The organism is Streptomyces alboflavus, from assembly GCF_000716675.1.
Lineage (GTDB): Bacteria > Actinomycetota > Actinomycetes > Streptomycetales > Streptomycetaceae > Streptomyces > Streptomyces alboflavus.
In genome coordinates this window covers 44,632-58,525 of sequence record NZ_JNXT01000041.1, presented here as the reverse complement: position 1 = coordinate 58,525, position 13,894 = coordinate 44,632, and the positions used below count along the sequence as shown (strand labels likewise).

The following is a 13,894-nucleotide window of genomic DNA, read 5'->3' as shown; positions in this document are numbered from 1 at the left end:
GGGCGCGGCGACCTCGCCGGTCACCCTCGGTCGGGTTCCGGGTAAGTGATCACCAGCATGGTCACGCCGTCCGGCGAAGCCCAGGGCCCGTGCGGCATCCCCGGCGGGCGGCAGGCGTACATGCCCGCGGTGAACGTCCGGTCGAGCGTCAGATCGTGCATCGCCCCCTCGACGAGGTAGACCTCCTCCCAGAAGTCGTGGCGGGCCACGCCGTCCGCCGAGCTGTCGGTGCCCGGCGCCCAGCGGACGAGCGCCGTACGGGAACCGTGCTCGGGGTCGTCGGCCAGGACGCGCTCCTCGACGCCCGGGCCGGCGCCGGCCGGGGTCCGCCACGGTCCGTCGGGGCGGTGGAACTCCAGCTCGGGCTTGCTCATCGCCACACCTCCGGGCGCCGGTTCGCCAGTACGGAGGTGCGCCGCCGGACCGCGGCGACCTCGTCGATGTCCAGGTCGGCCACCAGCAGCTCCGGCTCGGCGCCCAGAGTGTGCCGTACGGTCCCGTCGGGTCCGACGACGAGACTGTGCCCGATCCCCGTGGGGGCGGAGCCATGGTCGGCTCCAGGGCCGGGGTCGGCCTGGTCCACGGCGCCGACCCACACGGTGGCGTCCAGTGCGCGGGCCCGCACCAGCAGCTCCCACTGCTCGCGCTTGCCGGGCCCGGCGCCCCAGGACGCGGCCAGCAGCGTGGCGGCGGCTCCGGCGTCGGCGTGCGCCCGGAACAGCTCAGGGAACCGGACGTCGTAGCAGGTGGCGAGGCCCAGCCGGACGCCGTCCACGTCGATGACCGTCGTGCCGGACCCGGCGGCGACGGTGTCGGACTCGCGGTAGCCGAAGGCGTCGTAGAGATGGATCTTGTCGTACGACGCCTCGACCCCGGCGCCGGTGGCGAGCAGGGTGTTGGCCACCCGGCCGCCGGGAGCCGGGGTGAACATCCCGGCCACGACGACCGTGCCGGTGGCGTCGGCGATCCGTCGTACGCCGTCGGCCCACGGCCCGTCGAGGGGCTCGGCGAGCGGTGCGAGCGGGGTGCCGAAGCAGGCCATCGACGCCTCCGGGAGGACGACGACGCGGGCTCCGGCGTCCGCCGCCCGCCGTGTCCATTCCTCCACGAGGAGCAGGTTCTTGCCGGGGTCGGGGCCGGTGGTGAGCTGGCTCAGGGCGATCCGCACGGTGGGTCTCCTCAGGTGGTGGTTGTGGTGTGCGTGGGTGTGGGCGTGGGCGTGTACTCCTGCGCTTCCGGCGTGGCGGGCGCGGGGGGCGTGCCGGGCGCGGCGTGTGTGCCGAGCGCGGCGTCCTCGTCGACCGCCGCCTCCGGGTCGCGCCCCAGCCAGACGCCGACGAGGGAGACGGCCGAGGCGAGGGCGATGTACACGGCCAGCGGCACCCAGCTGTCGTACGCGCTCAGCAGGGTGGTGAACAGCAGCGGGGCGACGGCGCCGCCGATGATCCCGGCGAGGGTGTAGGCCAGGGACGAGCCGGTGGAGCGCAGCCGGGGCTCGAACTGTTCGGTGATGAACGCGGCCTGCGGGCCGTACAGACAACAGTGGATGACCAGGCCCACGACGACCCCCGTGGCGAGCGGCAGCCAGCTGCCGCCGCCGACCATCGGGAAGAACACGAAGGGCCACACACCGGCGGCGACCGAGGCAGCGCCGTACAGCAGGCGGCGGTTGACCCGGTCGGAGAGCGCACCGGCCAGGGGCATCAGGAAGACCTGGACCGAGGAGCCGATGAGCACGGCGGCGAGGGCGGAGCCGCGTGACATGTCGAGTTCCTTGGTGGCGTACGTCAGGACGAAGACGGTGAACATGGCGTACAGCACGTCGGGGCCGACGCGGCACAGGATCGCGGCGAGCAGGGCGCGGGGCTGGGTCGTGAACACCTCGCGTACGGGCGCCTCCGGCCGGGACTGCTCGGCCGCCATCGCCTTGAACACCGGCGTCTCCTCCAGCTTCGCCCGGATCCACAGCCCGAACGCGACGAGGACGCCGGAGAACAGGAACGCCACCCGCCAGCCCCACGACTCGAACTGCGCCTCGGTCAGCAGCGCGCCGAGGGCGGCCAGCACGCCGTTGGCCAGCAGGTTCCCGGCGGGCGGGCCGACCTGGGCGGCGGAGGCGTAGAAGCCGCGGCGGCGCGGGTCCCCGAACTCGCTGGACAGCAGGACGGCGCCGCCCCACTCGCCGCCGACGCCGACACCCTGCGCGAAGCGCAGCACGACCAGGGCGATCGGCGCGGCCACGCCGACCGTCGAGTACGCGGGCAGGACACCGATCAGGAACGTGGCCGCGCCGATCAGGACCAGCGTGGCGATCAGCACCTTCTTGCGGCCGATCACATCACCGAGGCGACCGAAGACGAACCCGCCCAGCGGGCGCGACACATAGCCGACCGCGTACGTGGAGAACGCAAGGAGCGTGCCGGTGAGCGGGTCCTCCGAGGGGAAGAACAGGTCGCCGAAGACCAGGGCGGCCGCGGCGGAGTAGACGGCGAAGTCGTACCACTCCAGGGCCGTGCCGGTCAGGCTCGCGACGAAGGCCCGGCGGACGCCGGAGCGCCGGTCCGACGACTGTGCGTTGTCCTTCGTGTCGTCCTTCGGGGTGTCGGACATGGTTCCCATCCTTGCTGGGGGAGGCCGGGGGACATCGACCTTCCGGCATACTTCTTGTATACAGGTCGTATGCGCAAGCCCCTGCGGGAGAAGTTCGCGACGACGAAAAACGGATGGACCGGGATGTAGCGGGGCGCGCGAGCCACGGCCCCTCCCCCTCCCCCTTTCCACCCTCGACCCCTGGAGTGCCCACATGACCGTGCTGACCTTCGAACTGCCCGACGGATCGACCCGCGAGGTCGACGTCGTCCAGGTCCTCAACGCCGGTTACGCCGGACGCAGCCAGGAGGACGTCGCCGCACACGTCGCGGAGCTCGCCGAACTGGGCGTGCCCGGCCCGTCCGTGACGCCCGCCCTCTACCCCGTCTCCCCCTACCTCGCCCAGCAGACCGACCGGGTCCACGCCCAGCACGGGCGCACCTCGGGCGAGGCGGAGTGGGCGCTCGTCGTGGCGGACGGCGGGGAACTGCTCCTTACCGCCGCCTGCGACCACACCGACCGCGACCTGGAGGTGCACGGCGTGGCCTGGAGCAAGAACGCGGGCCCCGACGTCCTCGCCCGCCGCGCCTGGCGCCTGGCCGACGTGGAGTCCCGCCTCGACGCCCTCACCCTGCGCGCCTGGGTCACCCACGGCGACACCTCGACGGAGATCCAGCACGGCACCCTCGCCGAACTCCTCACCCCCGCCTACTGGGCCGACGTCCTGCGCGCACGCGACGCGCTCACCCCCGGCACCGTCCTGATCTCCGGCACCATCCCCATGACCCCCGGCGTCAACCAGTTCGCCGACGCCTGGACCGTGGAACTGGCCGACCCGGCCACCGGGGACACGATCCGCCTCCACTACGACGTCCGGCTGATGGCGGCGCCGATCGGCTGAGGGGGGCGTCACGTACGTCGGGATCCTGGGCGACCGTGCTCGCGCTGCCGGGATACGTTCACACGTAGGTGGGTCCACAACTGGACCTACGGAGCTGACGAGTGTTCCGGAAGCACCTGCCCACCTCTCCAACCTGGGCTATACCTGTGCTGTGACTGTGCCAAGGGATGTGGACGAAGCACGCAACGAACTGCGCAGTGTTCTCGATCGGTGCGAGCTGTGGATGCGTGCCGCATCAGCCGCTCCCGAGACCCCTGCGGACTGGTCACAGGAGCTGCTCGAGGACGCGGGCACGATGAAACGGTTGAGGACGCGGGCGGCCTCAACCCTGATCAACGTGGCGCTGCTGGGGGCCTTCTCGTCCGGCAAGAGCTTCCTTCTGAGTGGACTGCAGAGGGGTCTTGAGCTGGTTGAGGTGCCAACTTCCAACGGTCAGACCGCAGATAAGTTCGTCGGACTGCTGCCCTCGTCCCCGATTCCCACAACCGCCTGTCCCGCCAGCGTGGTTCCGGTCGACGAACAGGCCACCGTCGACGCGTCGGGCACCGGCTATCTGCGCGTGCGGTTCACCGACTCCGGCGAGGACGAGTGGGAGGACGTCGGGAACTCTCCTGCCCCCTCGGTGGTCGCGGCGTACGCGATGCACGAAGCGGACATGACGGACCGCCTCCGAGCGCACCGCGGCCGCGAGGTCGCCGAACTCGAAATCATGCTCGCCAAAGCCGAACTCCCGGCGAAGCTCTACGACCTGCCTGGCTACGGTTCCCCGAACCCGATCCACGACATGATCGTTCGGACTGCGATGGCCGACGCGGACTGCTTCATGTACGTCACTCACGCCAGCCGTACCCTTTCAGAGCGTGACCTTGATCTGATCCGCTTCCTGTACGACCACTATCTACTGTCGCGGAAAAGGGTCGTGTGGGTGGTCACCGCCATCGATGCGGCGGACAATCTCGATTTCAGAAACGCCCCGGAGTGGCAGGCGACGGTCGCCCGCAACAACGACTACCTGAGAGAGAACTTCACGCTGGACGGCCGACCGGACCTGGGCTTCATCGGCGAAGGCTTCCTGCCGGTCTCACCCGCCAACGAGGCACGCGCCGACAAACTCAGCGCGGACGGAGCAGAGGCCGCCGCACAACGGATGCATGCGGAAAGCCGCATGGCGACACTGCGTCAGGCGATCGAGGACCTGATCAGTACCGGGACCGGAACCAAGCACATCGCCGCGGTGGCGACGGAAGCTCAGGTCCTCATGGCTCCGCGGAACCAGGTACTCACCGAGAGACTGAGCAACGAACGCCTTGAGATCGACGAACTCAAGGAACTGTTGGAGAGCCAGCAGCGGGGGTTGGAGCTCCTGGACACAGCCCTGCCTCGCATCCGCGAGGACCTGGAACGCAAACTTCAGAACCGCATCGCACGGACCGTCCGCCCCTTCACGCGCCTCGCGGGCCACCTCCACACCGAGCTGGACCACGTCATCAGGGCCACCGACCTCAACAGGCCCACCAAAGCGAACCAGATTCAGGTGTCCAAGGCCCAGGTACTCCGCACCTGGATCGAGGCCCAGGCCGGGCCTGCGACGCTCTGGACCGAACAGTTCGAAGCCTTCAAGCAGGACATCGTCCAGACGGTCGACCAAGTCTTCGGCGACAAGGATCTCGCAGGACGGCTCCCAGACTTCACCCTGGACGTGAACAATCTCTCCGTGCCCCAGCAGGCCCGGCCCTCGACCACCCGCCATGACGTGGTCCAGCGTGCAGCGGCACTGGTCGGCATCGTCACCCCCGTCGCAGCGGGCGGAGGCTGGCTGTACGGTCTCGCGGCGGCCGGCACGCTCTTCCCGCCCGCCGGACTCGTCGCAGGGGTCGCCGCACTGGTCTTCCTCGGCGTTCATCGCCGCAAGCGCAGAATCAGCTCCCTGCAAGTGCTCCAGGACGAGTGGATCAGTGCGATGGACTCCGAAGCCGCAGCGATCAAAGAACAGTTCACGCTGGCGACAAGCGTTCAGGGAACAGATGTCATCGATCACCTGATGGACAACCTGGCCCAGTACCGGGAGCAACTCGAACGCTCCCGGGATCACGTCCGTGAGCGCATCGCACACCCGGAGAACCAAGCACGGCAGGGCTCCATCGATCAGCTCGAATCGCTCTGCACTGAAGCAGACGCACTCCTCGAATCCCTCCGCACATTGAAAGCGATGTGACGCACGAGTCGCTCGAGATGTCGTCCGGCGCGCCCGCCAGGGGTGAGCCTGCGCCGCGGCCCTGGCGCTGCGGCGGGCAATGGTGCGCGGCTTCCTCGTGCGAGCGCAGCCTTGGGTGGCGGCTCGCGTCCGGGGCGCCCGGGGAAGCGCGGTTCGGACGCCCGCCCGGTCCGGGCAACAAACGAGCCCCAGGTCGATGACCTGGGGCTCAGAAGAAGAGCGGGTGACGAGAATCGAACTCGCACTCTCAGCTTGGGAAGCTGATGTTCTACCACTAAACTACACCCGCGCGACGCTCCCGGTTGAACCGGTTTCGTAGCTTCGCACACTCTACCCCATCCCAGGCCCCGGGCGCCGCCGCGCCGAGGCCCCGCTGCGCTGCGTGGGCTCTGCGTGACTGCGGGCGAAGGGAGTTGGGGCGTACGGTAGGGGCCGCCTCGGGGGTGCTGCGGGGGGCTGCGGGGGTGCTTCAGGGTGTGGCCAGGGGTTTTCCCGAAGGTGTCCGGAGGGGCGCCGTGGGGGTTGTGTGAGGGCCCCGTGCGAGGGGCCGTGAGAGACGGAGTGCCGCCTGGAGTGCCGTCCCTTTCATCCCGTAATGTGGCTTTCGCCGTCGGTCGGAGGGGGTCGGAAACGGCCTCTGGACAAGGGTCGGAAACGGCCCGTTCAAGGGCCGGGAACGCCCCCCGTCACAGGTGGACGGCACTCGCGTAACGGCTCTGGGGAAGGGACCCGAGGACTTGATGGAGCGCACCGTCGTCCGTTGTGCCGAAGGGCACGTGTTCAGCACCGCTTCGTTCCCGATGCAGCAGGCCGACCGGCTCGGCCCCGGCCGGCTGATCCGATGTCCTCGGTGTGCCCGGCTCCGGCACGCTGTTCCGGTGGAGTTGCAGAAGCGGTAAGGGGGGAACCCCGTATCCGAGGCGCGCGGGTCTGTCCGATTGGGGCGGTCCCGCGCGCTCTGCGTATCCTCGGTGCGTGCTTCTCTCAGACAAGGACATCCGGGCCGAGATCGACGCCGGGCGGGTCCGGATCGATCCCTACGACGAATCCATGGTGCAGCCGTCGAGCATCGACGTGCGCCTCGACCGCTTCTTCCGGGTGTTCGAGAACCACCGCTACCCGCACATCGACCCGTCCGTCGAGCAGGCGGATCTGACCCGGCTCGTCGAGCCGGAGGGGGACGAGCCGTTCATCCTCCACCCCGGGGAGTTCGTGCTCGCCTCGACGTACGAGGTCATCACCCTCCCCGACGATCTTGCGTCGCGTCTGGAGGGCAAGTCCAGCCTCGGGCGGCTCGGGCTCGTCACGCACTCCACCGCCGGGTTCATCGACCCGGGGTTCAGCGGTCACGTGACCCTGGAGCTCTCCAACCTCGCCACGCTGCCCATCAAGCTGTGGCCGGGGATGAAGATCGGCCAGCTGTGCATGTTCCGGCTGAGCTCCGCCGCCGAGTCCCCTTACGGGTCCGAGCGCTACGGCTCGCGCTACCAGAACCAGCGCGGCCCCACCGCCTCCCGTTCCTTCCTCAATTTCCATCGGACCCAGGTGTGAGCCCCAGCATGAGTGACGTTCGCGAAAACCTTACGTACGAGAAGTTCGGCGGCGCGATCCGCGAGCTCGCGCAGACCATCGCCGACGACGGGTACGAGCCCGACATCGTGCTGAGCATCGCGCGCGGCGGCGTCTTCGTCGCGGGCGGGCTCGCGTACGCCCTCGACTGCAAGAACATCCACCTGGTGAATGTGGAGTTCTACACGGGGGTGGGGACGACCTTGGAGATGCCGGTGATGTTGGCCCCCGTGCCCAACGCCATCGACTTCTCCGACAAGAAGGTGCTCATCACCGACGACGTCGCCGACACCGGGAAGACGCTGAAGCTCGTCCACGACTTCTGCCTCGACACCGTCGCCGAGGTGCGCTCCGCCGTCATCTATGAGAAGTCCCACTCGCTCGTGAAGTGCGAGTACGTGTGGAAGCGCACCGATGAGTGGATCAACTTCCCGTGGAGTGTCGAGCCGCCCGTCGTGAAGCGGCAGGGGCAGGTTCTCGACGCGTAGCGGTCAGTTCCGGCGTACGGGACACGTATGCGAAGGGCCCCGGTGAGCTTGTGCTCGCCGGGGCCCTCTGCTGTGTACGGACTGCTGTGTACGGAAGCTCAGAACGTGCCGAGCTTCACGATCGACAGGATCGCCAGGAGCTGGATCGCCGACGCGCCGAGCGCCCGCGGCCACGGCAGGTCGTGGGACTTGCTCACCATGAGGGTGAGGAGTGCCCCCGCCGCCAGCCAGGTGGCCCAGCCGAGGAGCTGGACGAAGCCGTTGCCGCCGCCGAGGAACAGGGCGACGACGACGCGCGGGGCGTCCGTGATCGCCATGATCAGCATGGAGAGGCCGACCGTCGGCTGCCAGGCGCCGTCGCCGCCGAACTGGCGGGCCAGGGAGTGCGTGACGATGCCGAGGATGAAGGCGCTGAGGGAGATCGCGACGCCGGTCGTGATGACGTACGGGATCGCCGTGGACAGCGTGGCGTTCAGCACGTCCTCGCGGGCCTCGTCGAAGCCGAAGACGGCGAGCAGGCCGTAGAGGAACGTGACGATGACGGCCGGGGCCCACATCGCGTAGTCCCGCATCTGGAGGAAGGTCGGGACCGGGCGGAAGACGATGCCGCGCAGCAGCTCCTTCCAGGGGAGCTTCGGGCCGATGGGGCCGGGCGGGGCCTGTCCTGCGCGGTAGCTGCCGCCGTCGTTGTACGGGTCCGTGCCGTACGGGTCCTCGCCCAGGGAGAAGGCCTGGGTGTGCCCGGCGTTGTTGGCGGCGTACGGGTCGTGCCCGCCGCCGTGCCCGCCGTGCCCGCCGTGTCCGCCCTGGCCCCCGTGCCCGCCCTGGCCGCCGAAGTACTCCGGCTCGCCCTGGCCGCCCGGAGGCTGCGGCCACTGCTGGGCGCCTCCGTGGTGCTGGCCGCCGCCCTGCGGGCCGCCGTGGCCGCCGCGCTGCCCGCCGCCGTACTGGCCGGGGCCCGGGCCGCCGTAGGGCGGCTGCCCGCCGTACGGCTGCGGGGCCGGGCGGCCGCCGCCGGGCGCGGGCGGGTACCCGTACGGCGCCTGGCCGCCCTGAGGGGCCTGCTGTCCGTACGGGTCCTGCCGCGGTCCTTGGTGCGGCCCCGGGTGACCGCCCTGACCGGGGTGCCCGCCCTGGGGCGGGCCCTGTCGGGGTCCTTGCTGTGCGCGGTTGTCCCGGCCGCCGCGTCCGCTCCTGAATCCAGCCACGGAATCGAACGTACCTGGTCTGACGGGGTGCGGTCGTCCGTCCTGTGGAGGAGAGCGGGTTTGCGGCTGAGCTGTGACAACCCCTAGGGGGACCCTGAGGGGACAACCCCAGGTCAGGGGCTCGGGTCAGCGCCCGAGAACGCTCCCGTACGCCAGTGCGGTGGAAGTGGCCGGAAGGGAGAGGGAGTTGGGGGTGAGGGCGGTGGTGCCGGGCGGGAGCGCGCCCGGGACGGCCCAGACGCCGCCCGCCGAGGCGTTCTCGCCGGGGGCGGACACGGCCAGGTCGGGCGTGCCGTCGTGGTCGTGGTCGCCGGTGGCGAGCGCGGCGCCGAACCGGTCGCCGGTCTCGGCGGTGCCGGGGATCCGGTCCGTGTCCTGCTGGAACGCGTAGCCCTTGGCCGCGCCGTCGCCGATCTCGTCGTCCGCGTCGAGGATGCCCTTCTTGCCGCCGAGCAGGACGGTGGCGCTGCCCGCGTTCTTCTTCGCCCCGATGGCCTCGCCGGGCGCGCCCACGATCAGGTCGTCGCGGCCGTCGCCGTTGACGTCCGCGGCGGTGACAGCCTCGCCGAAGCCGTCGCCGGTCTCGGCGACGCCGGGGACACCCGGGGTGTCCTGGTTGAGGGTCTGCTTGCGGGTGCCGAAGTCGTTGGGGCGGTCGCCGCCGTAGCGGATGTGGATGCCGCCGCCCTTGGTCAGCTCCTCGGGGCCGCACGGGTCGTCGATGTTCTCGTCGGCTATCTCGCGGCAGTTGCCGAGGGCGAGGTCGTCGCGGCCGTCGCCGTCGAAGTCGCCGGTGGCGAAGGCGGAGGTGGCGCCGTTGCTGTTCGCCCAGTCGAGGAGGAGGCGGCCCTCGCGGCTGTCGTAGTGGTAGAGCATGACGTGCGACTGCGTGTACGGCTGCTGCTTCGTGTAGTACGCGACGGCCAGGTCGCTGCGGCCGTCGCCGTTGTAGTCGCCCGTCGACAGGACGGGGGCGCGGCCGCCCATGCGGTCGCCCATGCCGGGCTGGGTGCGGTCGGCGCGCGGGTTGTAGTTGACGACCACCTTGTCGGTGCCGCCGATCGCCAGGTCCATGTCCGTGTCGCCGGTGAAGTCCGCGGCGACGACGGCGTTGCCGTACCGGTCCCCGGCCTTCTCGCCGCGCGCGGCCGTGTGGGACCCGGCGAAGCCGCCCGCGTCGCCGTACACGACGGTCACGCCGCCGGTGTCGGCGCGCCCGTCGATGTCCTCGCCGGGCGCGCCGATCGCGAGGTCCGCGTACCCGTCGTTGTCCACGTCGGTGACGGCGACGGCCGCGCCGAACCTGTCCCCGGCCTCCGGGGTGCCGGGGACGTTCTTGGTGGACTGCGTGACGCGTACGTTGCCGGCCCCGCGCAGCCCCTTCGGGCCGCCCCAGACCACGTTCACGTACCCGGCCTTGGCCTTGCCCCCCACCGAGGCGTCGGGGACGCCCACGGCCAGGTCGGCGTAGCCGTCGCCGTTGAAGTCGCTCTCGGCGGCGGGCGGCGCGGGCTCGTCCGCGGCGGCACCCGCGGCGACCGGCAGGGTGAGTCCGGTCGCCGCGAGGGCCGTGGCGGCGGCCAGGGCGAGGGTGCGTGTGCGCACAGGGGCTCCAACTCGTTGGTGGTGGCTTGAGTTCACCTGTGTGACACGTGGGGTTGGGGAACGGTTGTGGGGTGAGGGTCAGTCGGCGAAGTTGGCGCCCAGGCGCGGGGTGCCGGTGCCGGAGAGGTTCGCCGTTCCGGGGTAGATGCCGGAGGTGCCCGTGAGTGTGCCGGAGGGCCGGGACAGCAGCGGGTACACGGCGCCGTTGCCGCCGTTCTCGCCGACGGCGCCCAGGAGCACGTCGGCGCGGAGGTCGCCGTTCAGGTCGTCGACGTGGACGTCCGAGCCGAGGAAGTCGTGCTTCTCGTCGTCGTTGGGGACGCCGGGGGTGTTCTGGGTGAGGAGCTTCGCGCCGCGCCCGGAGAGGCCGGAGCCGTCCGACTTGCCGTAGAGGATCGTCACGGCGCCGGTGTCCGCGACGCCGTCGACGGTCTCGCCGGGGGCGCCGACGACCAGGTCCAGGTTGCCGTCGCCGTTGATGTCGCCGAGGTCCAGCTCGTCGCCGAAGGAGTCGCCCTTCTCGCCGCTGCCGGGGACGCCGGAGGTGTTCTGGGTGATCTTGGCGCGCTCGTCGTTGTCCGGGCCGCTCCTGCCGCCGAACAGGACGTTCACCGCGCCGCCCCTGGCCGCGCCCGCGACGCCGTTGTCCCACGACGTGCCGATGACCACGTCGTCGTAGCCGTCCTTGTTGACGTCGCCCAGGTCCGTGACGATGCCCGGCAGGAGCTTCTTGGCGGCGGACGCCTTGGGGCCCGAACGGGAGCCGGGGATCCAGAAGTTGGCGTTCGGGGCCGCCGCGGTGTTCTCGTAGCCGTTGACGATCAGGTCCTCGTAGCCGTCGCCGTCGGCGTCGCCCGAGTGCAGGTTGAGGACGCCGACCTCGCCGTTGCCGTGGATGCGGGCCTTGACCGTGGAGTGCCCGCCCGTCGCGCCGCCGCGCCTGAAGCCGCCGCGCAGGATGTCGACGACCGCGGTGGTGCCGGTGCCGACGGCCAGGTCGGCCTTCTTGTCGCCGTTGAAGTCGGCGGCTTCGAGGACGCCGCCGAAGCGGTCGTGCCGCGTGGGGCGCGGGTCCTTGAGGGTGGTGCCGCCCTTCAGGCCGCTCGGTGAGCCCCACAGGACCTGGACGGAGCCGCCGTCCTTGTCGCCGCCCACGTCCTCGCCCGGCACGCCGACGGCGAGGTCGTCGTAGCCGTCGTCGTCGAAGTCTCCGTACGCCAGGTCGGCCCCGAACCCGTCACCCTTCTCGGCGGACCCGGGCACGCCCGTGCTGTTCTGCGTGTACGCCACGCTGCGGCCGACGCCGCCCTCCTTGCCGTACGTCACCGTGACGGCGCCCGCCGCCGCCTTGCCGCCGACGTACGTGCCCGAGGTCGACGTGGCGACGTCCGCGCGCCCGTCGTGGTTGAAGTCCGCGTCCGGTGCCGTGAGTCGGGGGCCGGGTGCCGCCGATGCCGTGGGTGCCACGAGCGTGAGGAGCCCGCCGGTCAGCGCCAGAACGGCGGCCGTCGCGGTGGCGCGGGAAGTGGTGCGCTTGAGCTGGGCCATGCGGTGGTCTCTCCTGCGGTGCCGGTGAATGTGTTTGCCGGGGGTTGGCCGCGCGTTCGTGGGCGCGTTGTCCTCAACCTCGGTCTAGGAGAGACCACTTGTGGGATGTGTGGGTTGTATGAGGTCGATGAGCAGTTGCCGTGTCGTTATGGAGGGGGAGCGCTGGGGCAGTGATGAAGGGGTGTGGTGAGAGGGAGGTGCCCGCGCTCGCCGGGGAGGCGCGGGCGCCCCCATCACACCGTCCTGTGCGGGCCCGCGCATCGCCGCCCTGGTCCCGCGCGGGCCCACTCACCGTCCTACTGGCCGAGCACCGCCCCGTAAGCCCGCGCCCCCGCGAGCCCCAGCTTCGCCGGAGTCACCGACACCTGCGGCGACGGGCGGTCCTTCGGGGTGCCGTACCAGACCCCGCCGGACGAGGCGTTCTCGCCGGGAGCGGCGACGGCCGAGTCCGGGTAGGTGTCGCCGTTGTAGTCGTCCACGGCGATCGCCGCGCCGAAGCGGTCGCCCGCCTCGGACGTGCCGGGGACGCCCGGGGACGTCTGGTTGAGGCCGGAGCCGTACAGCTCCTTGCCGGTGCCGGTGGACTCCAGGATCCAGTACGCGCCGGCGTCCTTGTCGATGCCGACCGACTCGGCGCTCGCGCCCGCGATCAGCTCGTCGCCGTCCTCGCGGTCGAGGTCGCCCACGGCGAGCGCCGCGCCGAAGTTGTCGTCGGCCTCGGCGTTGCCGTCGACGCGGTCCGTGTCCTGGGTGGTGCAGGACACGGCGCCGCCCAGGGTCGTACCGGACTTGCCGTAGACGGTCGCGATGGCGCCGCCGAGCCGCTCCGCGCAGAAGCCCTCGTCGCCCTCCTCCGCCTCGGGGTTGGGCCGCACCTCGCCGAGGGCGAGGTCGGCGGTGCCGTCGCCGTCGAAGTCGCCGGTGGCGAGCGCCGTCGCGGTGTCGCCCGCGCGCCACGCCGCCTTCCACGCCCCGGACTTGGTGCCGTACACGGCCGTGCCCGCGATCTCCATGCCCCCGTACGTGACCGCGAGGTCGTCGCGGCCGTCCGCGTCGAAGTCGCCGGACGTCACCGCGCGGGGACCGCTGAAGTGCCAGCTGTCGACGCGCTGGAGGGTCGCGGGGGATCCGGCCTTGAACGGCCCCGGGCGCGTCTCCATCGCGGCGCGCTCGTCGTTCCTCGTGCTGAGCGCGATGTCCTGGTCGCCGTCGCCGTCGTAGTCGCCGGTGCTGACGAGGCCGCCGATCTGGTTGCCCGCGTAGGCGCCGTTGGCGGCCGTGAAGCCGCCCTTGATGCCGGACTTGGCGCCCCAGAGGACGGTGAGGGTGCCCGCGGAGGCTCCCGCCGAGTTGTCCTCACCGGGCGTACCCACGACGATGTCCGTCCGGCCGTCGCCGTTCATGTCGCCGGTCGACACCGAGGCCCCGAAGCCGTCGTCCTTCTCGACGGTGCCGGGAACCCCGGCGGTGCCCTGGCTGACGGTCGTCGAGCCGTGGCCGCCGAGGCCCTTCTTGCCGCCCCAGACCACGTTCACGTAGCCCGCCTTGGCCTTGCCGCCGACCGTGGCGCCGGGCACGCCGACCGCGAGGTCCGCGTAGCCGTCGCCGTTGAAGTCCGCCTTCGGCTTCGGGGCGGGCCCGGCCGCGGCGGCGGGGGTCGCGGACAGGCCCGCGACACTGAGTACGGTCGCCGCGCACAGCACGGCGGCGGAGAGAGTCTTCTTGCGCAAGGTAGCTCCAACCAGCGTTGTACGTAGGTGAGTTGAAGGTC

Annotated in this window: 11 protein-coding genes and 1 tRNA gene; 4 read left to right on the top strand and 8 right to left on the bottom strand. The window is 71.1% G+C overall.

Going from position 1 to position 13,894, the window contains the following annotated elements; translation table 11 throughout:
• Positions 1-20: 20 nt before the first annotated feature.
• From OO63_RS27800 to OO63_RS27790, 3 genes are read right to left on the bottom strand one after another with little or no spacing between them, the layout of a single operon-like run.
• On the bottom strand, positions 21-374 hold the full coding sequence (locus OO63_RS27800; protein ID WP_030362102.1) for a cupin domain-containing protein: 354 nt from the start codon (positions 372-374) through the stop codon (positions 21-23).
• Positions 371-1,168 carry a carbon-nitrogen hydrolase family protein gene (locus tag OO63_RS27795; protein WP_030362101.1) on the bottom strand — a complete coding sequence of 266 codons (798 nt, stop codon included), beginning with the start codon at positions 1,166-1,168 and terminating at the stop codon, positions 371-373. Before OO63_RS27795 ends, OO63_RS27800 begins: the two co-directional genes overlap by 4 nt.
• Before the next feature lie 11 nt (positions 1,169-1,179).
• Positions 1,180-2,610, bottom strand: a complete 1,431-nt coding sequence (locus OO63_RS27790) for an MFS transporter (RefSeq protein WP_051811258.1) — start codon at positions 2,608-2,610, stop codon at positions 1,180-1,182.
• Positions 2,611-2,803: 193 nt separating this feature from the next.
• On the opposite strand from OO63_RS27790, the gene OO63_RS27785 reads away from it, so the two are divergent.
• Together OO63_RS27785 and OO63_RS27780 are read left to right on the top strand one after the other, a co-directional pair.
• On the top strand, positions 2,804-3,490 hold the full coding sequence (locus OO63_RS27785; RefSeq protein WP_030362099.1) for a DUF2848 domain-containing protein: 687 nt from the start codon (positions 2,804-2,806) through the stop codon (positions 3,488-3,490).
• A gap of 169 nt (positions 3,491-3,659) precedes the next feature.
• On the top strand, positions 3,660-5,705 hold the full coding sequence (locus OO63_RS27780; protein WP_157854065.1) for a dynamin family protein: 2,046 nt from the start codon (positions 3,660-3,662) through the stop codon (positions 5,703-5,705).
• 218 nt (positions 5,706-5,923) lie between these two features.
• On the opposite strand, the gene OO63_RS27775 is transcribed toward OO63_RS27780, so the two are convergent.
• A tRNA-Gly gene (locus tag OO63_RS27775) sits at positions 5,924-5,994 on the bottom strand.
• 686 nt (positions 5,995-6,680) lie between these two features.
• On the opposite strand from OO63_RS27775, the gene dcd reads away from it, so the two are divergent.
• Complete coding sequence (gene dcd / locus OO63_RS27770; RefSeq protein WP_030362097.1) at positions 6,681-7,256, top strand: dCTP deaminase; 576 nt, start codon at positions 6,681-6,683, stop codon at positions 7,254-7,256.
• Positions 7,257-7,264: 8 nt separating this feature from the next.
• Entirely contained in the window at positions 7,265-7,762 is a 498-nt protein-coding gene (locus OO63_RS27765; RefSeq protein WP_030362096.1) for a phosphoribosyltransferase, read from the top strand.
• A gap of 98 nt (positions 7,763-7,860) precedes the next feature.
• Here OO63_RS27765 and OO63_RS27760 read toward each other — a convergent pair whose 3' ends face one another.
• The 4 genes from OO63_RS27760 to OO63_RS27745 form a co-directional block, all read right to left on the bottom strand.
• Complete coding sequence (locus OO63_RS27760) at positions 7,861-8,970, bottom strand: Yip1 family protein (protein WP_030362095.1); 1,110 nt, start codon at positions 8,968-8,970, stop codon at positions 7,861-7,863.
• 126 nt (positions 8,971-9,096) lie between these two features.
• Complete coding sequence (locus OO63_RS27755) at positions 9,097-10,575, bottom strand: FG-GAP-like repeat-containing protein (RefSeq protein ID WP_030362094.1); 1,479 nt, start codon at positions 10,573-10,575, stop codon at positions 9,097-9,099.
• 78 nt (positions 10,576-10,653) lie between these two features.
• On the bottom strand, positions 10,654-12,123 hold the full coding sequence (locus tag OO63_RS27750) for an FG-GAP repeat protein (protein WP_030362093.1): 1,470 nt from the start codon (positions 12,121-12,123) through the stop codon (positions 10,654-10,656).
• Positions 12,124-12,419: 296 nt separating this feature from the next.
• Positions 12,420-13,853, bottom strand: a complete 1,434-nt coding sequence (locus OO63_RS27745; protein WP_030362092.1) for an FG-GAP-like repeat-containing protein — start codon at positions 13,851-13,853, stop codon at positions 12,420-12,422.
• Between the last annotated feature and the right edge of the window lie 41 nt (positions 13,854-13,894).

Bases quoted from the DNA above. Each gene is read 5' to 3' on its own strand.
- OO63_RS27800 (WP_030362102.1), bottom strand. From the start codon at position 374: ATGAGCAAGCCCGAGCTGGAGTTCCACCGCCCCGACGGACCGTGGCGG.
- OO63_RS27790 (WP_051811258.1), bottom strand. From the start codon at position 2,610: ATGTCCGACACCCCGAAGGACGACACGAAGGACAACGCACAGTCGTCG.
- OO63_RS27785 (WP_030362099.1), top strand. From the start codon at position 2,804: ATGACCGTGCTGACCTTCGAACTGCCCGACGGATCGACCCGCGAGGTC.
- OO63_RS27765 (WP_030362096.1), top strand. From the start codon at position 7,265: ATGAGTGACGTTCGCGAAAACCTTACGTACGAGAAGTTCGGCGGCGCG.
- OO63_RS27750 (WP_030362093.1), bottom strand. From the start codon at position 12,123: ATGGCCCAGCTCAAGCGCACCACTTCCCGCGCCACCGCGACGGCCGCC.